Genomic DNA, 19,381 nt, shown 5'->3' with positions numbered 1-19,381 from the left:
TCTCCCCTGCCGGGAGAAGAGACTTGCGGTTTGCGCGCCATATGCCCTTTCGTCGACAACGGGATGGGCTGATGGGTGGTCGGGGCGATCGCCTTTTAAGAAAGCCTTGCTCCTTACTTTGTCGCCGCCAGACCTGGATCCCCCTGCTTTTCAAATGTCTGGATTTCCTTGTTGATGTATTTGCCGTCCGCATCCTTGGCGACTTCGCGCAGATAGATATTTTCTGTGATGTGGCGGCTTTCGGGATCGATGGAAACGGGGCCGCGCGGGCTCATCCAGGAAAGGCCCTTTACGGCTTCGACAGCTTTTTCAGCATCCTGCTTGCCGCCAGTTGCCTCGATCATCTTGTAGATGACGTGCATGCCGTCATAGGCCCCGACGGCCGGGAAGGTGAGTTCGGCCGGATTGCCGAGTGCCTTGCCGGCGGCTGCAACGAAGGCCTTGTTTTCGGGCGAGTCATGCGAAACCGCGTAGTGGTATGTCGTCAATATGCCGAGAGCGGCGTCGCCGAGCGCCGGAAGGTCGGATTCCTGCGTCAGGTCACCGGTCGCAAAGAGTTGGATGCCGGCGGCTTTCAGGCCATTCTCGCTATAGGATTTCACGAAGCCAAGCGTCGGCGGACCGGACGGCAGGAATGCAAAGACGCCCTCAGCACCCGAATCCTTAATGCGCTGCATGATCGGGCTGAAATCGTTGGTGGCAAGTGGCATACGGATCGCTTCGACGATTTCCCCCGCCTTGCTTTTCGAAGCCCGCCTTGAAGGCGTTTTCAGCGTCGACCCCCGGACCGTAGTCGCTGACAACCGTGATGACCTTCTTAATGCCTTTGTCGAACGCGACCTTGGCGATTGGCATGGAAGTTTGCCAAAGGGTGAAGGATGTACGAACGACCAGAGGGCTCTTGGTGACGATGGCAGAGGTTGCGGCGTTCATGATCACGAGCGGCGTATTGGCCTGTTTCAGGATGGGCGTGACGGCCATTGCGTCAGGCGTGAAATAGAACCCGGCCAGATACTGGACTTTCTCCTTGACGACGAGTTCCTGGGCAAGCGCCTTGGACTTGGCCGGATCGGCGGCCGGCAGGTCGCGATAGATGACTTCGACGGTATTGTCGCCGATCTTGGCGCCATTCGTTGCCATATAGGCGTCGATCCCGGCCTTGAAGTTCTTGCCTTGCAGCGCGAACGGACCCGAAAACGGCCCAACGACCCCGACCTTGATGGTGTCGGCATAGGCGGCGGTACCCATGACGATTGCCGCCGCAGCGGCCAGAACCAGCTGTCTCATCTTTCCTCTCCCTTTATACCCGGCGGACTCCACCGCCGGGTTAGCGCGCAGCTAAATTTCACGTCAGTGTGTCATGCGAAACGGTAATGTAAAATGAAATAAATACGGTAATTCATAACTGATGCATTATGTTAAGCATCTGCCTGAGGCTGACATGAAGGGTGAGGAAGGAAGCGTGTCTACGAGCCCCCGAGGCGGAGGATATTGCCGGTCAGCTCGCGCGCAAGCCGCAGGGCGCCGGCGGTCGCCATGACCATCTGCGGCAGCACGAGCCATTCAAGTGTCCAGGCGGCACCCGAACGTTCCTGTTCGTGAACAAGCGCTTGGTGGATGGCCGAAAGTTGGGCGGCGTTGAAGCGGGAAAATGTGACAAGCGTTTCGGCACCGACCGGGTTCTGCTTGTGCACCATGGCTGACGATCTTCCGCCGCCAGCAAGTTCGATCTCTCCACCCGCCTGCGCCAGAAGGGCGATGTCCTGGCCCATCTTCCCCAGGCTGCCGGTGATCAGCGAAAAGAGGTTGGCAAGGTCGGCGATTGGTGCGCGCTGGTTTTGCCATTGAGGCTCGTCAGTCAGTCCAAGTTCCTGGGCGAGTGACGCGCGGATGTCGGCAGCCTTGCCGCCCAGCCTGTCCAGCGTCCCGGCCGCGCCACCGAACTGGATGGGAAACTTCTGTACCCCCAGCCGGCCGTGATAACCTTCAAGCGGGGCTCGCCATGTCCGCAGACGATCGGAAACGGCAATCGGGATTGCCGCCTGCATGCGGGTATGGCCCATCAGACTGTTCTGGCCGAACTGGCGATCGAGCGCGTCGAGAGCGCGAACAATGGCATCGAGCCGGCCGGAAAAAAGAAAGACGATCGCCTTTAGCCTAATCATCAGGCTGGTATCGATCGCGTCCTGGCTGGTCGCCCCGAAATGGACATACTGGGCCGCCTCGCCGCCCACTGACCTGCGCAGTTGCGTGACGAGATCGGGAACGACGACGCCGTCTGTGGCGGTCGCAACCTTGAGGCCCGCGATGTCGGCAGTGAAACCTCGACAAGCTTCGGCAATGCGGCTTGCTGCCCTTTGTGGGATCAGGCCATGGGCGCCTTCGGCCTTGGCAAGTGCAGCCTCGAAGGAGAGCATAGCGCGGATGTCGGCATCCGCCGAAAGATGGGCCGAAATCTCATCGTCTCCGAAAAGGCCGCTGAGGAATGGGTGGTCGAAGGCGGATGCGGTCACGTGACCTCTCATTGATTTTGCCTACTTCTGCCGCCAGCTTGCCGTTGCAGAACCGCACCGGCTGTAAAGATGCCGGCAGAGATGGCGCGGGATGTCCGCCCCTTTGCCAACTATGCCTTTACCGGTTTCTCGACGGGCAGGATCTTTATATCCGCATTCTCGTCGACACCTCGCGCCTTTGCAACGAACGAGAATTTCTTTCGCATGCCCAGGATCGGCTTCTCAATCATATGCCAGGAAAAGACAGCGATGCCCATCGCGGCGCAGATGCCGATAGCATAGAGCGCGAGCGCGCCGGTTTTCGGGATCAGGAACAGGCCCGGCGCCAGACTGATCAAAATCTGAAGAAAGGGGTCGTGATAAAGATAGACGCCATAAGAATAGTCGCCCTTGTGAAAGACGGAGGGCAGGGGCACCGGCGTCAGACCGACAAATACCGTGATATAGACGAGCGCTGGGATTACGAGCAGTCTGTTTGGCACGCTCTCGATGGAGGGGCTGCTCAAGGTCAGCATCGCCAGGACGCAAACCGCCATGCTGGCCAAGAACAGTGATTTTTTATGCGGAATGAAATCCCGCAATTGATAGGCCAAGATGCCGAGCAGAAACGCAAATACCAGCTGTGCGCCGCGGCTGACGAACAGCGTGCTCAAGACCAGGTTTACGCGATAGGGCAGCAGATGTCCGAAGGACTGGACGATAAGCCCGCTCAGGATAAAGCCACCGGTCAAAAGTGCCAGCTTCTGCCATGACTTGATGATCGAGGTGATCATGAGCGCAGACATGATGATGTAGCAGAAGATTTCCCATGGCACGGTCCACAGAGCTCCGTTGACCCGATGCGTCGGGTTTTGCTCAAATACACCCGGCAGGCTGTAATGAATCCAGCCGATGATGTTGAGAAAATACTTGTGGAAGTCGGCGCCGAGAAAATAGTCACGCAAAGCGACGGTCGTCACCAGCGGGCCGATGATGAGCGCGCAGACGACGATATCGACCGCAAGAGCAGGAACGATGCGCAGTCCGCGGTTCAAGAGAAAGTTCTTCAGGCTGAGGCGCTGAGCACTGCCGGCGATCAGAAACCCGCTGAGAGCGAAGAACATCGGAACCAGTGCGTATTCGGCAAACCACAGCGGGCTCGAACGGAAAAAAGCGTCATTTCCGGTCAGCAAAAATGAATGTGCCAATACGATTGAAAAAGCCAGGGCAATTCTGAGGAAGTCAAAACCTGGACCAAGACCCTTGTGTGCCGTCAGGACGTGCCCGAATGTTTTCTGCATGTTTCCACCATCAAGGTTCAGCCCGTCATAAGTCTTACTGCGGTGCAGCATTTTTAACAACCCGCCTATCGTCGTTTCGACACGCGCGCAGCTCTCTATGATTGTAAACGGGGTGCCGGCGGCATCGGCTTCCAGCAGGAAGCGCCCTGCATTGAAGGGAAAAGCGCCTTATCTTACCTGCTGATCAAATGTCGAGAAATACCGTTTCCTTCTCCCCCTGAAGGCGGATATCAAACGTACAGGTTGCGCCGTCCCGGGTCGCGATCATTGTTGCAATGCGCTCGCCGAGTTCGACACGGGCAAGCAGCGGATCGGCGTTGTTGGCGTCTGCTTCCTCCGGAAAGTACATGCGGGTGTGGAGCCCGATATTGATACCGCGCGCAACGATCCAGAAAGAGATGTGCGGCGCCATCGTGCGGCCGTCCTTGAAGGGCACGCAGCCAGGCTTGACGGTTTCGAATCTATAGACGCCATCTTCGGCGCTGGTCGGGCAGCGGCCCCAACCGGCAAAATTCTGGTCGGCCGCGCCGCGCATTTCCGATGGGCTGTTGTAAAGCCCGGCGCTGTCGGCCTGCCAGATTTCGACGACCGCGTCACGCACGGGCGCGCCTGTTCCATCATAGATGTGGCCCGTCACGGTGATGCGCTCGCCGAGGGTCTTTTCGTTGACCATCGCGCTGCCGAGGTCTTGTGCGTAAACGCCGCCGATATCACAGAAATTCGGCGTCAGGCCGATATGGACATAGGGACCTGCCGTTTGCGACGGGGTTTCCTTGAGATAGCCGAGTTCCTGCATGATCAGTTGCCCTCCAGCCGGTTTTCGAACAGGGTCGAGCGGCGGCCGCGCAGAACGATATCGAACTTGTAGGCGCGCGCGTCCATGGGGATGGTGTTGCCCCAGTCGAGCGCTGCAATCAGCTGCTCGATTGCAGCCTTGTCCGGGATCGTGCCGACGATCGGACATTTCCAGATCATCGGGTCGCCTTCGAAATACATCTGCGTGATCAGCCGCTGAGCAAAGCCGTGGCCGAAGATCGAGAAGTGGATGTGCGCCGGGCGCCAGTCGTTGACGCCGTTCGGCCACGGATAGGCGCCGGGGCGAATGGTGCGGAAGGAGTATTGCCCATATTCGTCGGTGATGCAGCGCCCGCAGCCGCCGAAATTCGGATCGATGGCCGCGAGATAGGTTTCTTTCTTGTGGCGATAACGCCCGCCGGCGTTGGCCTGCCAGAATTCGACCAGCGCGCCCGAGACTGGCCGGTCACGCTCGTCCAGCACCCGTCCGTGAACGATAATGCGCTCGCCGATGGCGCTCTCGCCGGGGCGGGCGAAGTTGTGGATCAGGTCATTGTCGAGTTCACCGATGATCGAATGGCCAAAGACCGGCCCGGTAATCTCTGAAATCGTGCCGTCGAGCGACAGTAACGCGCGTTGTGGGGAACGCAGCACCGAGGTCTTGTAGCCGGGCGCATAGGCCGGTGGATGCCAGGCGCGGTCGCGGGCGAAGAAGGCGCCGGTTTCCGGCTTGCGGTTCGAAATATCGGACATCTCTTCCTCTCAGGCTGTCTTTTCGGCGTCCATCTGCTCGAAAACCTGTTTGGCGATTTTGATCGCGTGATTGGCAGCCGGAACACCCGCATAGATCGCCACGTGCAAAAGCGCTTCGCAAACATCCTCGCGGCTGGCGCCGGTATTGGCCGTAGCGCGAACATGCATCGCAGTCTCGTCATCCTGGCCCAGGGCAGCCAGAAGCGCGATCGTTACGATCGAGCGCTCGCGTTTCGTGAAGGTTGGGCGCGACCAGACATGCCCCCAGGCAGCCTCCGTAATCAGGTCCTGAAACGGTTTGTCGAAAGCCGTCGAGCCTGCTTCGGCGCGATCGACGTGGTCGTGGCCGAGGATCGCGCGGCGGGTCGCCATGCCCTGCCGGTATCGTTCGGACGGGATTGAGGCTTCATTCATGGGCTTAGTTCTCCATGCAAGGCGAAATCGATGAAGGCGCGGATGACGGCGGTAAGCGCCTCCGGTTGTTCGACGCAGGGGATGTGACCGGCATCGCGGATCGTTTCAAACCGGGCGTTCGGGATCAACTGCGCGGTGGACCTCACCAGGTCCGGTGGCGTCGAACCGTCCTGATCGCCGACAATGCAGATGGTGGGAACCGCAATCTTGCCTGCGGCGTTTGTGAAATCGGCATCGCGGATGGCGCCGCAGGTTGCCGCATAGCCTTCGACGTTCTGGCGGGCAAGCATGTTGCAGTAGCCTGCATAGGCCGGATTTTCCGGGCGGCGGAAGGCAGGCGTGAACCAACGCTCCATCACCGCATCGACGATGCTGCCGATCCCGTTATTTTCGACCGCCTCGATGCGGGCGTTCCATGTTTCGGCGGTGCCGATCTTATGTGCCGTATCGCAAAGGATGAGGCCGCGCACGAGATCCGGGCGCTGCTGGTAAAGCGACTGCGCGATGAGCCCGCCGACCGAAAGGCCGCAGATGAAGGCCCGCCCGACCTCAAGCGTCTCCAGGAGGCCGATCAGGTCTGAGGCATGATCGTCGATCGAATACGGCAACTGGCCGACATCCGAAAGACCATGCCCGCGCTTGTCGTAAAGCACGATTGCAAAATCACCTGCCAGCCGCACGATCACATCGCGCCAGATCCTGAAATCCGTGCCGAGCGAATTGGCAAAGACAATGACCGGCTTGTCGGCAGGGCCACCAATGATTTGATAGTGGATCGTGACATCGTTGACGCGGGCAAATTGCACGGAACTTCCTCCTGACACGAAATTGAATGTTTAATTCGGTTAGGTAAAATGATATTTCGTGGCTTTCCGATAACTTGTGGGTTATGTGACCAATGATCGACAGCCGTATCAAGTTTCGCCATCTACAGACCTTTGTCGAGGTTGCGCGACAGAAAAGCGTCATGAAGACGGCCGAACTCCTGCGTGTCAGCCAGCCTGCGGTGACAAAGACGATCCGCGAACTGGAAGAGGTGCTTGGCGTTGCGGTTTTCGAGCGCGACGGGCGCGGCATCAAGATCACACGGTACGGTGAGGTGTTCCTGAAGCATGCGGGCGCGGCGCTGACGGCGCTCCGCCACGGGCTCGATTCCGTCACCCAGGAGCGGGTGGGCGATGCTCCGCCGATCCGCATCGGCGCGCTTCCGACGGTTTCGACGCGCGTCATGCCGCAGGCGATAGAGCTATTCCTCAAAGAAAATACCTGGAGCCGCATCAAGATCGTGACTGGGGAAAATGCGGTGCTTTTGGAGCAGCTTCGGGTCGGCGACCTCGATCTTGTCGTCGGACGCCTTGCAGGAGCGGAAAAGATGGCAGGCTTTTCCTTTGAGCATCTCTATTCCGAGCAGGTGGTGTTTGCCGTCCGGGCTGGCCACCCGCTGCTGAAAACCAAACAGTCGCCCTTTGGCGCGCTTGCGGATTACACAGTGCTGATGCCGACGCGGGCCTCGATCATCCGTCCTTTCGCGGAAAGTTTCCTAATCGCCAATGGCGTACCGAACCTGCCGAACCAGATCGAGACGGTTTCCGATTCTTTCGGCCGCGCCTTCCTGCGGTCAAGCGACGCAATCTGGATCATCTCGACTGGCGTTGTGGCAGCTGACATCGAGGACGGTTTGCTTGCGGTACTGCCGATCGACACGAGCGAAACGAAAGGGCCTGTGGGTCTGACGATGCGCACGGATGCCATCCCCTCATTGCCGCTATCTATTCTGATGCAGACGATCCGGGAGGCCGCGCGCGAGACTTCCGCAAGATGAAGTGCCAAGGATGTCGGCCGACACTGATCGGGCCGCCGCCCACGCACGGACTGGTTAGCCGCGAGCGTGTTCTTCAATCGAGCCCTCGGCTGTTCTTGTGGCGACGAGGGGCCATGTTGCGGTCGACGCTATGCAATCTGCTTGACACGACGGAGACGGAGAGGCCGACGGTGGGGCTACCTCTGCTTGAAGCCCTTTCAATGACGTGCATTTATGAACGCACCAGAGATCGCGCGATGTCCGGCATCGCTCGGATGGATTTGATCAGTTGAGGCCAAGACGCCGTCGCCATGAGCTTTCATGCTCTCGTAAACAGATGCATAGAAGAGCGAGAAGCGTCGCGCCAGCATGCGCACGACCTCGACATAACCTTCGAAACCCGTTCGCGTCTGGCCCGTGAAGCCGGCGCTACCGACCAAAAACCCGGCATCGGGGATGTAAGGCGGGCTGCCGATTGCGAGCCGCTCACCGTGGCCGGCTTCGATCAGCTTTTCCAGCATCCGCGCATAGTCGCGCGTGAAATTCTGCACATTCATGGTCTCCGGCGCCGCCGTATAGCGGGCGTCGTTGTAGCCGTAGAGGATCAGGATCGCATCGCGATGCGGCCCAGCCAAAAGAGCCCGTTTGAAGCGGCCGAGCCCATTGTCCGGCCGCGGCTTGCCATCCGCAAGGCGTGAGCCCTGCAACACGGTACCTGGAACCGCGTGGTTTTGGATCGGCAAGCCGTCGACCTCGGCTGCGAACAGAGGAGGCCAGGCAAGATGCGGCTGGCTGGCGTTCAAGCCGGCCGTGATGCTGTCGCCGAACACGCGGATGTTGGAAATTCCCAGCGATTTCAAGTGGTCCCCGAATTGCATCGACGCTCCCTCGTTTTCCCGCTTGACAGCAGGTCATCCAATCTTGTTTATACGTATTAGCAGCTAATACGCATTAGCAGTCAAGAGGGGACGGGAGGGATTGGCGTGACAGGCAGTAAGCGCTTGACTCAGCACGATATTGCGAAACTAGCCGGCGTCAGCCAGGCGACCGTCTCGCTTGTGCTGAATGGCGCTCCCGCAGCTCTGGCGCGCATCCCGCAGGACACCCGCGAACGTGTGCAGCATGTCATCCGCACGACGGGTTATGTGGCCGACCCGATCGCCCGGCGCATGGCCAAGGGCCTCAATCGCATTCTCGGCGTCTTCACCTACGAACCAGCCTTCCCGAGCGAGCAGGCGGACTTCTTCGCGCCATTCCTGCTCGGCATCGAGGAAGAAGCGCAGGCGCAGAACTACGATCTCCTGCTTTTGACCGGCGCCGGTGTCGGCCGGGAACGGAAGATCTTTGCCGACGGCAACCGGCTGAGGATCGCCGACGGCTGCCTTGTGCTCGGCCGCGAATTCGATCGCGCCGAACTCAAGCGGCTGGTTTCTGGCAATTATCCCTTCGTGGCGATCGGCCGACGTGAGGACGCTGGCGGACCCGTTCCTTACGTCGGCGGCGATTACACGAACGGCACGCGGACACTGGTCGAGAAGGCGAGGGCGTTGGGACACGAGAAGCTGGCTTACGTCGGCCCCAGTGGATCGGCCGAATCGGTCGCGGACCGCTGGCGCGGCTTTGCAGACGCGACCACCGCGGGCGCCGAGCTGGTTTTGCATGTCGACGAGGTCGGTCGGCCGGCCGGCGAGACCCTCGATGTCATCGTCGCGAGCGGCGCGACTGCCGTCTTCTTCATCGAACTGGCGGATGCGGTGCGCGTCGAGGCGGCGGCTCGCAAGCGCGGCCTTTCCGTCCCCGAAGATTTCTCGGCGATCGTACTCGGCAGCCATGTGCGCGCCGAGCGCAGCCATGTGCAGTTCACCGCCTTCGACATTCCTCGCGAAGAAATGGGGCGGCAGGCGACCGCCATGCTGGTGCGCCGAATCGAGGGTGCGGCCCCGATCGAACAAATTCTTCTGACCTGTGAACCGGTCGAAGGCGAGACGCTTGGTCCCGCCCCTTTCGGCTCTGCAAAGAAACGGATGTGAGAACGTGACATACATGCCTGCGAAAGAGATGCGAGCGGATATTCTGGTGGTGGGCGGCGGCCTCGGCGGTGTAGCGGCGGCACTTGGTGCATGCCGGGCGGGCAAGAGCGTCATTATGACCGAGGAATTCGACTGGATCGGCGGTCAGTCGACCAGCCAGGCCGTGCCCTCCGACGAGCATACTTGGGTCGAGCAGTTCGGCATCACGCGCTCCTATCGAAAGCTGCGCAATGGCATTCGCCAGTATTACCGCGACAACTACCCGCTGACCGAAGCGGCTCGGGGCTGGGGCGATCTCAATCCGGGCGGCGGCTGGGTGAGTCGCATCTGCGCCGAGCCGCGGGTCAGCCTCGCGGTGATGGAAGCGATGCTGATGCCCTATCGTGGCGCCGGTCGTCTCAAGGTGCTGCAGCCCTATAGACCGGTCACGGCTGATGTCGATGGCGATAGGGTTCGCTCCATCACCGTCCGCCATCGCGATACGGGCAGGGAGATCGTCATCGCTGCCAATTACATCCTTGATGCGACCGAACTTGGCGATCTGCTGCCGATGACCGGCACCGAGTATGTGAAGGGTTTCGAGGCCCAGTCCGATACGGGCGAGCCTAATGCACCGGCAAAAGCCCAGCCGGACAACGTCCAGGCGGTGTCGGTCTGCTTCGCCGTCGATTGCGTGGATGGCGACCAGACGATCGACAAGCCGGAGCACTACGACTACTGGTGCAAGTATCAGCCGCATTTCTGGGGCGGCCCGCTGCTTGGTTTCACTGCGCCGCATCCGCGCACGCTGGAATTCACGACCCGCTCGTTCACGCCGAATGTTGACGACAATCCGCTGCTGGTCGATGCCGACCAGCGCAAGGGCGGTGGGGACGAAAACCTCTGGCTTTTCCGCCGCATCGCGGCACGCCGCAATTTCGTGCCCGGCTTCTACGAATCCGACATCTGCTTCGTGAACTGGCCGATGATCGACTACATGGACGGCACGATCATCGACGTTTCCGAGGAGGAGAAGGCGAAGCACCTGAAGTCGGCCACCGATCTTTCTTACTCGGTCTTCTACTGGCTGCAGACGCAAGCGCCGCGCGTCGACGGCGGGCAGGGCTATCGCGGCCTACGGCTCCGCGGCGACATCACGGGCACCGAACATGGCCTCGCCATGGCCCCTTATGTCCGCGAAAGCCGCCGCATCAAGCCGGTAACGCGCGTCGTCGAACAGGATCTTTCTTATGCTGTACGCGGAGGGAAAGGTGCCGTGAGCTATCGCGACAGCGTCGGAATCGGCATGTATCGCATCGACCTTCATCCCTCGACCGGCGGCGACAACTATATCGATGTGGCGTCCTGTCCGTTCGAGATCCCGCTCGGCGCGCTCCTGCCTGAGCGGATGAAGAACCTCATTCCGGCCAGCAAGAACATCGGCACCACCCACATCACCAACGGCTGCTACCGCCTTCATCCAGTCGAATGGAATATCGGCGAAGTGGCCGGCATGCTCGCGGCCTATTGCCTGGAGAAAGGACTGAAACCTCACCAGGTCCAGGAAAACGACGAGCATCTCCGCGACTTCCAGCGAGAGCTCACCCGTGAGGGCATTGAAATCCGCTGGCCGGACATCGCGGCCTACTGACCAAGCAAACCGATCTTAGGAGGAGGAACGGGAATGAATTATCACAGGACACTGAAATCGCAGGTGGTGGCGCTTGCCGTTGCCGTGCCGCTCGCCATCGCGCTCCCTTGGGGCGGCATCGCCAACGCACAGGATGCGGTCAACCTGCGAATGACCATCTGGAGCGCCAACGAGGCGCATCTGAAGCTCTTCAACGAGATCGCTGCCGGGTTTAAGAAGGACCATCCGAACGTCACGGTGACCTTTGAGTCGCTGCCGTTCGACACCTACACCACGGCGCTGACCACCCAGATCGCCGGCGGCAATGCGCCGGACATGGCCTGGATCTTCGAGACTTCGGCCTATGACTTCGTCAATTCGGGCGCGCTCTATCCGCTCACCGATACACTCAAGGCGACGCAGGGCTACAATCTCGACGAAGTGAGCGCCACTGCGACCGAACGCTGGGCGAAGGACGGCAAGTTCTACGCCTATCCCTTCTCCACCTCGCCGTTCGCGATGTTCGTCAACAACGACGTCATCAAGGCTGCTGGTGCGAAGACGCCTGCCGAGCTCATCGCCGCCGGCCAATGGACCTGGGACAACGCGATCGCCACAGCTTCAGCCGTGGGCCAGAATGGCAAGGGCGGCCTGATCGTCCGCGACTTCAACTACCAAATCTGGCAGAATCTCGCCTCCATCTGGAACGGCTGGGGCGCTTCCCCCTGGAGCGCCGACGGCAAGACCTGCACGATGACGGAAAAGCCGATGGTCGACGCGCTGACCTTCATCCATGAGGCGATCTTCAAGAAGAAGGCGATCCCGGGCCCCGGCGAAAACGTCGATTTCTTCGCCGGCAATGCGGCGATGACGATCACGCAGATCAGCCGCGCCTCGCTGCTGCCGAAGGACAAGCCCTTCTCCTGGGATCTGGTGCCGCTGCCGAAGGGACCTGCCGGTGACTATGCGCTGATCGGCCAGGCCGGTATCGGCGTCATGCAGACCGGGAAAAACGCCAAGACGGCCGCCGAATTCGTCGCTTACATGACGAGCCCGGAAAACTCGGCCAAGCTCAGCCAGTTCTTCCCGTCGGCCCGCAAGTCGCTGCTCAATGCTGAAGTGCTGAAGAAGACCAATCCGCTTCTGAGCCAGGAGCAGATCGACAAGGTCGTCATCTCCGGAATTGTAACGGGCAAGGTCATCCCCGGACACACCGGCTTTGCGCAGATCCAGCAGGCCGTTCGTTCCGGCCTCGATGCCGTCTGGCGTCCGGATGCGGATATCCCGGGCGCGCTCCAGAAGATCTGCGGCCAGATCGGCCCACTCTTGAAGCGCTAAGGGAGTGTAAGATGGCTGTCGCGCAAGATCGCGCAATTGCGGAAGACCGCTCCTCATCGCCGTTCTGGACGGTTGCGCGGCGCGACAGTCTCGCTGGTTTCCTCTTCATCGCCCCGCAGCTGATCGGCATCGTCGTCTTCGTGCTGATCCCGCTTGGGCTCGTCTTCTGGTATTCGCTGCACGAGTGGAACGTGCTTGCCAATACCTTCACCTATACGGGCGCACAGAACTACTGGATGCTGAGCGAGGATACGAACCTCCTGGAAGTCCTGGGGGCGACCGCGATCTTTTCCGCCGGGCTCGTCGTTTTCAACCTCTCCCTGGCGCTCCTGCTTGCGGTTCTCCTCAACCAGAAGCTCGCAGGCATCGCCATCTTCCGCACGCTGTTCTTTTCGCCGGTCGTCGTCTCGCTGGTTGCCTGGACAATTGTCTGGGGGTTCCTGCTTCAGAAGAATGGCGGCATCAACGGCGTACTGCAGGTCTTCGGCATCGAAGGGCCGAACTGGCTTCGCGAGGAAACGACCGCGATGATCTCCGTCATCGTCGTGCAGGTCTTCAAGAATGTCGGCCTCAACATGATCCTGTTCCTGGCGGCGCTGCAGGGCGTGCCGAACGAGCTCTACGAGGCTGCGCGGATCGACGGCGCGCCGCGCTTCAAGCAGTTCCGCCGCATCACCCTGCCGCTGATCAGCCCGACGATGCTCTTGACCTCGATCATCACCATCGTCGGATCGCTGCAGGTTTTCGCGCAGATCGCGGTGCTGACCCAAGGCGGCCCAGGGCTTTCGACGACGGTGCTCGTCTATTACCTCTACCAGCAGGCCTTCCAGTTCCATTTCTTCGGCTATGGCTCGACGCTGTCGATCCTGCTCTTCGCGATCGTCGCCGTGCTGACCTTCGCCCAGTGGCAGATGCGCAAGAGGATCGTCTTCTATGAAAGCTGAGTTCTCCCCGCGCATGAAGATTTTTCTCTACGGGTTGATGTGCGTGCTGCTCATCCCCTTCGTCTTTCCGACCTGGTGGATGGTGACGTCTTCGGTGAAACCGATCAGCGACATCTTCGCCTTTCCGCCGCAACTCGTTCCGGCAAGGTATGACTGGACGACCTACCGCAAGGTTTTCGAGCTGCAGCCTTTCGTGCAGCAATACTGGAACTCGGCCTATATTGCCGCGGTGGTGACGGTCGGCACGATGATCGTCTCCTCCATGGCTGGTTATGCCTTTGCGCGCATTAAATTTCCTTTCGCTAACACGATCTTCATGATCGTGCTGCTCGGGTTGCTTATCCCGTCCGAGGTGACGATCGTGCCGCTTTTCCAGATGTTCCTGAAAGCCGGCATGGTGAATACCCACTGGCCGCTGGTCCTTGTGCCGATCTTCGGGGCGCCGAGCGTCTTTGCCACGTTCGTCATGCGGCAGTTCTTCGTGACGCTGCCGGCGGAGCTGGAAGAGGCGGCACGCGTCGACGGCCTCGGCCGCTTCAAGATCTTTCGGAAAATCGCCCTGCCGCTGGCGAAACCGGCGCTCGCCTCAGTGGCGATCTTCACTTTCCTCCATTCGTGGAACCTGTTCCTCGAACCGATCGTGTTCCTGTCGAGCGCGGAAAAATTCACCCTGCCTCAGGCGCTGACCCAATATACCGACGCCTATGGCGGTCCGATGTGGAACATCCAGCTCGCCGCCGCGACGCTGACGGCGCTACCCGTTCTCATCGTCTTCATCATCGCGCAGAAGCAATTCGTCGAAGGGCTCGCGCATACCGGCCTCAAGGGCTGAAGAACCGGAAACCTGATTGATGGCTGAAGTTACCCTTTCCCGTGTCCGCAAGAGTTATGGCGCCGTCGACATCATCCACGGTGTCGATCTCGGCATAAGCGACGGCGAATTCGTCGTGCTGGTCGGTCCATCCGGCTGCGGCAAGTCCACGCTTCTGCGCATGATCGCCGGGCTGGAAACGATCACCGGCGGAGAAATCAAAATCGGCGGGCGTGTGGTCAACGACCTCGACCCGAAGGATCGCGACATCGCCATGGTCTTCCAGAACTATGCACTTTATCCGCATATGACCGTCGCGACCAATATGGGCTTTTCGCTGGAACATCGCGGCACAGGCAAGGCCGAGATCGCGGAGCGGGTGAAGTGGGCGGCGGACATTCTCGGCCTGTCGCATCTGCTCGATCGCTATCCGCGCCAGCTTTCCGGCGGCCAGCGCCAGCGCGTCGCCATGGGCCGGGCGATTGTCCGAAACCCACAGGTCTTCTTGTTCGACGAACCGCTGTCGAACCTTGATGCGAAGCTCCGGGTCGTCATGCGCGGCGAGATCAAGAGCCTGCACCAGAAGCTCAAGACCACGACCATCTATGTCACCCATGACCAGGTGGAGGCCATGACCATGGCCGACAAGATCGTCGTGCTGAATAGCGGGAGGGTGGAGCAGATCGGCGCCCCGCTCGATCTTTACGACCGGCCCGCCAACCAGTTCGTGGCAGGTTTTATCGGCTCGCCGGCCATGAATTTCCTATCCGGCACGATCACCTCGACGGGTTTCGCCGCACCCGGCATACTGCTGCCGCTTCCGCAAGCCGCCCACGAGTTCAGTGACCGCAAGGCGGTTTACGGCATCCGGCCCGAGCATTTTGCTCTCGACGATAACGGCGTGCCGGCGGAGGTCGCGCTCGTCGAGCCGATGGGTTCGGAGACACAGGTAACGATGAAGCTCGGTGAAACGCAGGTCAAAGGCGTCTTTCGAGAGCGCGTATCGCTCTCAACCCGCGCGACGATCCGCGTCCGTCCGGAACTCGCCAATATCCACCTCTTCGCAAGTGGCGGCCAGCGACTGAACTGAGGTTTCGTCCAAGCCGACTTACCCGGAAGGCGATTGCTTACGAGGAGACGCCGTCGTAGCGCAATGGCTAGATCGAGGATGGTGGCGCTGGTCACGGGCGGCTATCGTGGCCGATCCTTGCACCAGACTTCCGGTTACTGAACGCGTTGGCATGGCAGCGGCGTTCATCTCGCGTGAGGCAACATAGGACGCTGCCCCTGGCTTGGCGTCAATTTTAAGTTGGGAGGAGCACGTGGTAAAAGCGAGCTTTAACGTTGCAAGGAGATGTTGCTTCCCAGGTTGGTGGGCCGCCACAGCGTTGGCGGGTGCCAGCGCCCTTGCATCAGTCGCCGTTGCCGACACGATTGAACCGTTAACGGTAGCCGTTGCCAATTTTGACTTTAAGGACACGTCCGGCGAAGCTGGTCACCAGCTCGGCGACCACGATGCTCGGTTGACGGCGTTTGTCTCAACCCTACGCGACAGTCTCTCGAAACGTAGCAAGATCAGCATCACTTCGTTGGCTTGCCAGAATGGGCGGTGCACGGCGCGCGAACCGGGGATCGCGGAGCTTTCGAAAGAGGCGAAAACGGCTGGCGCGAATTACTTGCTAATAGGCGAGATTCACAAGATGAGCACCTTGGTGGGCTGGGCGAAGTATGTCCTGTTGGACATCCACACCAACAAGCCCACCTGCGACCGGTTTATAACGTATCGAGGCGACACAGGCGAAGCCTGGAACCGTGCTGCAAGATTTGTGGCAAATGACATTGAAAAGAACTGCATTCCGTAAGGCAGTTGTTGCGACCGCGGATCGGACCGTCGTTAGGATCTGAGGTGCCGAGTCTAGGCGTTTAACTGTCCCTCGATCATCACCTGCATCTCGGTGCTGCGTTCGCTCAGCGCGTGCGGCGGCCTCTTTCATGCCGACGGGGCCTCAGACATTGGTCCCGAACTATGATTGAATGAACACTAGATCGTTCATAGCAACACCCGTCTTGAGCTGCAACGACTAGAATGAGCTGTCGCACTTCGTCGCCAACCAATCGAAAAGTCGACCGAAGGATGGATGAGATTGAACAGCCCCCGCGGGTCAACTCGTGTACTTCTGATCCCGTTAGCCTCCATCGGCGGTGGCCGCGGCTTCACGAAGACTCCTCGTCAATTGCTCGCTGTCGCCCGACAGGAGTTGACCATAGACGTGGAGCAAGGCGGCAAGGGCGATGACAATGACGACGGCCGCCACGCTCCAGCCACTTTTGCCACGGGTGGATCCATCGTCCTTCATTGCAAACCTCCTTTGACCGTTCTTCCGGCACGCCACCCCAATGCCGGGCAGTGAATGACGTTCCCGATCCGGGACCACAGTCTGAAATTCAGAAGGACTTTGGACTTGGTCTTTCATGGGGCCAAAGTCCGATCGATCTGGGACCGAAGTCCGACACAGGAGATCGGGCCGGCGCGCTAGCGGAACAAAAAAGCCATCCAACGCTTCCCTTATTCATCAGAAAGCGGAGAATGAAGATGACGTACGACCCTAACAATCCGAACGATCCTAATCGCACAACGACCCCGAACCCCGATCTGGACCTCCGCACGACACCGGTGGAGCACACCCGATCCAGCGCATGGGTGGGCTTGGCCGCCGCCATTGCAGCAATCGCCGTGATTGCGGTTGCCTACACACTGTGGAGCGGTGCTCCGGATACGGATCCGCAGCCCACGGCATCCACGACGAATTCTGAGCCAACCCCTGGTCCGGCAAAGCCGATGGCACCAGCTGATAACAACGCGACGCCGGCACCGGCTACGCCGCCGGCCTCTCCCGCGCAGCAGTAGTATCGGCAGATAAGGAGGCGTTCAAAATGATGAGAAAAATTGTCATTGCGAGTGCCTTCGTTGGTGCCCTGGCATCTTGCACAGCGACGGAGAAGGGAACGGCCATTGGGGCCGGCACCGGAGCAGTTATCGGCGGGGCCGTCAGCAATAGCTGGGAAGGTGCTGCGGTCGGAGCCGTCGCCGGCGGCGTCGCCGGCGCCCTGATTGGCCGCTCGACCGAACGTCGCGGCTACTGCGTGTATCGAGATCGCTATGGACGGACCTACGAGGCGCGCTGCTAATACGGCGGAATCGCATCCACCCAACAGATAGAGCTGGCTCTTTGGCAGATGGCGGCCCATTTAATGTCTTTGCGGCCTTTGCCCAGGAACGTGTCGCGCCAGGCGTCGCAGCGTGGGGAAAAATGCTGCGGCGCGCACGCCCACCCAACCCTCGTCCCGCGATGCCAGTGGCGCACCAGGGAGATAAAGCGAGATCGGCCGGATTTCATAGACCGCGGAGGGATTGGCGCGGCGCAGGTCGCGCGCTGCGGCGACGGCTGCCTCAAGCGTTGGATAATCCACGACGTAGAAGCCGAGCAATTGCTCCTTGGTTTCAGCAAAGGGCCGTCGGAGATCATGCCGGCACCCGTCCCCCCCGCAAGGTCACGGCGCGCCCCCGTCGGGCCAAGCCGCGCAGCCGGTCCCAAATGCTTCTCCTCGACGAGGCGATCATTGACCTGGAGCAGTTCGCTCATCAGCGCCGCATCCTCCTCTTTGGTCCAGGATTCGACCACTTTCTTCGTGATAGGATGGCGTAAAGCATGGAATGTCCTGTGCGCCCGTCATTTTCCTGAAGGTCTGTAACCGGTCTTGCTTGAGCTTAGAGCTACCGGCACAACGGCATCGACACCTGCCGCGAAGATCGAAACGTGTTACCGATATCTCCGGCTGGGAATTCCGACAGCCTGAGCGATGAGTACGGAATTTGCCGGAGACAATTGTTGTAACGTGCCGAACGGCCTAGTCGAGCACCTTAATCCCTTACACGGGTCTGTGCATACTCAGGAATTCTGAAACGCCGTCGATAGCCCCCTGGCGTCAAGCCGGTGACTCGCTTGAAGAGACGGCGGAAAAAAGCCGGTTCCTCGTAACCGACCTGCCAGCCGATCTCGTCGACCGATGCCTCGGTCCGCTCCAAACGGCGTTTCGCGTCCTCGATCCTTAGGCGCTGCACGTAGGCGATCGGGCTCAATCCGGTCGCGGCTGTGAAACGGCGTTTGAAGGTGCGCTCGGCAAGTCCGGAGCGGCGGATCATTTCCTCAAGCGGGCTCGCCACGGGGAAATGCGTGGCCACCCATTCCTGAGCCGCCTGGACAGCGACGTCTCCATGATCGTTGCGCCCCTCGAATACCATGTAGGGCGTAAGTCCGTCCTGATGCCATTGGAGGGCAAAGCAGCGCGCAACTGCCTGTGCGGCGGTCGCTCCCGCATGTCTAGCAATCAGGTAGAGGACCAAATCATGCCAGGTCATGGAGGCTCCTGAACTTACCAGTTCTTCGCGCTCGCCCGAGACGACCAGAACCCGCTCAGGGTGGATATGGACCTGCGGAAAAGTTGCCGCGAAGGCGTTGGCGTAACCGAAATGTACCGTCGCCTCTGCGCCATCGAAGAGCCCTGTTTCGGCGAGCAGGAAAACACCGGAGCAAGCCGAGCATAGAAGCGCACCGCGCCGGTGCATGGCTCGCAGCCATTCTACTAGTTCCGGGTGTCGACCTTTTCGCCACCCCTCAGGGCCAAGCAGGATGGAGGGGACGACAATGATGTCGGTCGTATCAAGTGCGGCAATGCTGCGTTGGACCATGACGGGGACGCGACTGGCAAGCGACAGCGGCCCGGATTCGAGCCCAACAATCTCGACCTGGAACGGTGGCGCGCGGCGCTGTGCGTCGCCTAGCGGAGGCATAATAACAAAGGCGTTCATCACGTCGAAGATGCCACTCAGCGTCGACACCACGGCCTCGGGAATAGCGATGAGGCTGACATGGAGCGGCTCCGGACCCGTCTGCTCAGCGTTTTGCAGCATGTTAGATTTCCTTTGACGCAAGGACGACACGATAACGCGGATGGGGCAACCGCGCCACGCCCCGGTGATGTGGCACGATCGGCCCGTTTCTGGACAGTTCCGCTCTGCCGGGCACTCCCTA

At 60.2% G+C, this 19,381-nt stretch carries 19 protein-coding genes and 2 pseudogenes; 10 read left to right on the top strand and 11 right to left on the bottom strand.

Translation table 11 applies throughout. The features are described 5' to 3' along the window. Positions 1-113: 113 nt before the first annotated feature. From ACZ9DP_RS09495 to pcaD, 7 genes and pseudogenes are all read right to left on the bottom strand, one after another. Positions 114-1,287: pseudogene (locus tag ACZ9DP_RS09495) on the bottom strand (ABC transporter substrate-binding protein). Positions 1,288-1,466: 179 nt separating this feature from the next. Next, positions 1,467-2,513: a 3-carboxy-cis,cis-muconate cycloisomerase gene (locus ACZ9DP_RS09490; RefSeq protein ID WP_194731385.1), complete on the bottom strand. Its 1,047-nt coding sequence runs from the start codon at positions 2,511-2,513 to the stop codon at positions 1,467-1,469. A 110-nt stretch (positions 2,514-2,623) separates the two neighbouring features. Continuing rightward, the gene (locus ACZ9DP_RS09485; protein ID WP_476202249.1) at positions 2,624-3,793 is read right to left on the bottom strand and encodes an acyltransferase family protein; all 1,170 of its coding nucleotides are present in this window, start codon (positions 3,791-3,793) and stop codon (positions 2,624-2,626) included. A 184-nt stretch (positions 3,794-3,977) separates the two neighbouring features. Further along, on the bottom strand, positions 3,978-4,589 hold the full coding sequence (gene pcaG / locus ACZ9DP_RS09480) for a protocatechuate 3,4-dioxygenase subunit alpha (RefSeq protein ID WP_476201383.1): 612 nt from the start codon (positions 4,587-4,589) through the stop codon (positions 3,978-3,980). A 2-nt stretch (positions 4,590-4,591) separates the two neighbouring features. After that, positions 4,592-5,341 (bottom strand): protocatechuate 3,4-dioxygenase subunit beta, encoded by a 750-nt coding sequence (pcaH, locus tag ACZ9DP_RS09475; RefSeq protein ID WP_194731383.1) that lies wholly within the window; start codon positions 5,339-5,341, stop codon positions 4,592-4,594. Between the two features lie 9 nt (positions 5,342-5,350). Beyond that, a complete protein-coding gene (gene pcaC, locus ACZ9DP_RS09470; protein ID WP_074071596.1) occupies positions 5,351-5,755 on the bottom strand; it encodes a 4-carboxymuconolactone decarboxylase in 405 nt (134 codons plus the stop codon). Further along, positions 5,752-6,561 (bottom strand): 3-oxoadipate enol-lactonase, encoded by an 810-nt coding sequence (gene pcaD / locus ACZ9DP_RS09465; RefSeq protein WP_476201381.1) that lies wholly within the window; start codon positions 6,559-6,561, stop codon positions 5,752-5,754. Before pcaD ends, pcaC begins: the two co-directional genes overlap by 4 nt. 92 nt (positions 6,562-6,653) lie before the next feature. Here pcaD and pcaQ point away from each other — a divergent pair, with 92 nt between their 5' ends. Continuing rightward, positions 6,654-7,577 (top strand): pca operon transcription factor PcaQ, encoded by a 924-nt coding sequence (gene pcaQ / locus ACZ9DP_RS09460; RefSeq protein WP_476201380.1) that lies wholly within the window; start codon positions 6,654-6,656, stop codon positions 7,575-7,577. A gap of 197 nt (positions 7,578-7,774) precedes the next feature. Here the strand turns inward: pcaQ and ACZ9DP_RS09455 are convergent, their stop codons facing one another. Then, a complete protein-coding gene (locus ACZ9DP_RS09455; protein ID WP_476201379.1) occupies positions 7,775-8,434 on the bottom strand; it encodes an SGNH/GDSL hydrolase family protein in 660 nt (219 codons plus the stop codon). Positions 8,435-8,539: 105 nt separating this feature from the next. Between ACZ9DP_RS09455 and ACZ9DP_RS09450 the strand changes: the two genes are divergently transcribed. The 7 genes from ACZ9DP_RS09450 to ACZ9DP_RS09420 all read left to right on the top strand — a co-directional run bounded on the left by ACZ9DP_RS09450 (position 8,540) and on the right by ACZ9DP_RS09420 (position 16,150). Beyond that, positions 8,540-9,586, top strand: a complete 1,047-nt coding sequence (locus tag ACZ9DP_RS09450; protein ID WP_194731379.1) for a LacI family DNA-binding transcriptional regulator — start codon at positions 8,540-8,542, stop codon at positions 9,584-9,586. A 28-nt stretch (positions 9,587-9,614) separates the two neighbouring features. Continuing rightward, positions 9,615-11,216 (top strand): FAD-dependent oxidoreductase, encoded by a 1,602-nt coding sequence (locus ACZ9DP_RS09445; protein WP_476202247.1) that lies wholly within the window; start codon positions 9,615-9,617, stop codon positions 11,214-11,216. A gap of 33 nt (positions 11,217-11,249) precedes the next feature. Beyond that, positions 11,250-12,533 (top strand): ABC transporter substrate-binding protein, encoded by a 1,284-nt coding sequence (locus tag ACZ9DP_RS09440; protein WP_194731378.1) that lies wholly within the window; start codon positions 11,250-11,252, stop codon positions 12,531-12,533. Between the two features lie 11 nt (positions 12,534-12,544). Continuing rightward, the gene (locus ACZ9DP_RS09435; protein WP_476201378.1) at positions 12,545-13,477 is read left to right on the top strand and encodes a carbohydrate ABC transporter permease; all 933 of its coding nucleotides are present in this window, start codon (positions 12,545-12,547) and stop codon (positions 13,475-13,477) included. Continuing rightward, entirely contained in the window at positions 13,467-14,309 is an 843-nt protein-coding gene (locus ACZ9DP_RS09430; protein ID WP_476201377.1) for a carbohydrate ABC transporter permease, read from the top strand. The genes ACZ9DP_RS09435 and ACZ9DP_RS09430 overlap by 11 nt, the downstream gene beginning before the upstream one ends. Positions 14,310-14,328: 19 nt before the next feature. After that, positions 14,329-15,378 (top strand): ABC transporter ATP-binding protein, encoded by a 1,050-nt coding sequence (locus ACZ9DP_RS09425; protein WP_476201376.1) that lies wholly within the window; start codon positions 14,329-14,331, stop codon positions 15,376-15,378. Positions 15,379-15,610: 232 nt separating this feature from the next. Continuing rightward, on the top strand, positions 15,611-16,150 hold the full coding sequence (locus ACZ9DP_RS09420) for a DUF2380 domain-containing protein (protein ID WP_476201375.1): 540 nt from the start codon (positions 15,611-15,613) through the stop codon (positions 16,148-16,150). Positions 16,151-16,474: 324 nt separating this feature from the next. Here the strand turns inward: ACZ9DP_RS09420 and ACZ9DP_RS09415 are convergent, their stop codons facing one another. Then, the gene (locus ACZ9DP_RS09415; protein ID WP_167377989.1) at positions 16,475-16,645 is read right to left on the bottom strand and encodes a hypothetical protein; all 171 of its coding nucleotides are present in this window, start codon (positions 16,643-16,645) and stop codon (positions 16,475-16,477) included. A gap of 236 nt (positions 16,646-16,881) precedes the next feature. Between ACZ9DP_RS09415 and ACZ9DP_RS09410 the strand changes: the two genes are divergently transcribed. Together ACZ9DP_RS09410 and ACZ9DP_RS09405 are read left to right on the top strand one after the other, a co-directional pair. Next, on the top strand, positions 16,882-17,196 hold the full coding sequence (locus ACZ9DP_RS09410) for a hypothetical protein (RefSeq protein WP_476201373.1): 315 nt from the start codon (positions 16,882-16,884) through the stop codon (positions 17,194-17,196). Positions 17,197-17,222: 26 nt separating this feature from the next. Further along, complete coding sequence (locus tag ACZ9DP_RS09405) at positions 17,223-17,477, top strand: YMGG-like glycine zipper-containing protein (protein WP_194731372.1); 255 nt, start codon at positions 17,223-17,225, stop codon at positions 17,475-17,477. 147 nt (positions 17,478-17,624) lie between these two features. Here ACZ9DP_RS09405 and ACZ9DP_RS09400 read toward each other — a convergent pair. Together ACZ9DP_RS09400 and ACZ9DP_RS09395 are read right to left on the bottom strand one after the other, a co-directional pair. Beyond that, positions 17,625-17,983, bottom strand: a pseudogene (locus ACZ9DP_RS09400) (YciI family protein); the annotation flags it as partial. A gap of 227 nt (positions 17,984-18,210) precedes the next feature. Beyond that, the gene (locus ACZ9DP_RS09395; RefSeq protein WP_476201371.1) at positions 18,211-19,260 is read right to left on the bottom strand and encodes a GlxA family transcriptional regulator; all 1,050 of its coding nucleotides are present in this window, start codon (positions 19,258-19,260) and stop codon (positions 18,211-18,213) included. Positions 19,261-19,381 lie beyond the last annotated feature (121 nt).

Source organism: Rhizobium sp. USDA 4016 (assembly GCF_056279705.1).
The sequence above is the reverse complement of the archived record's forward strand: the minus strand, read 5'-3'. Positions and strand labels throughout refer to the sequence as shown.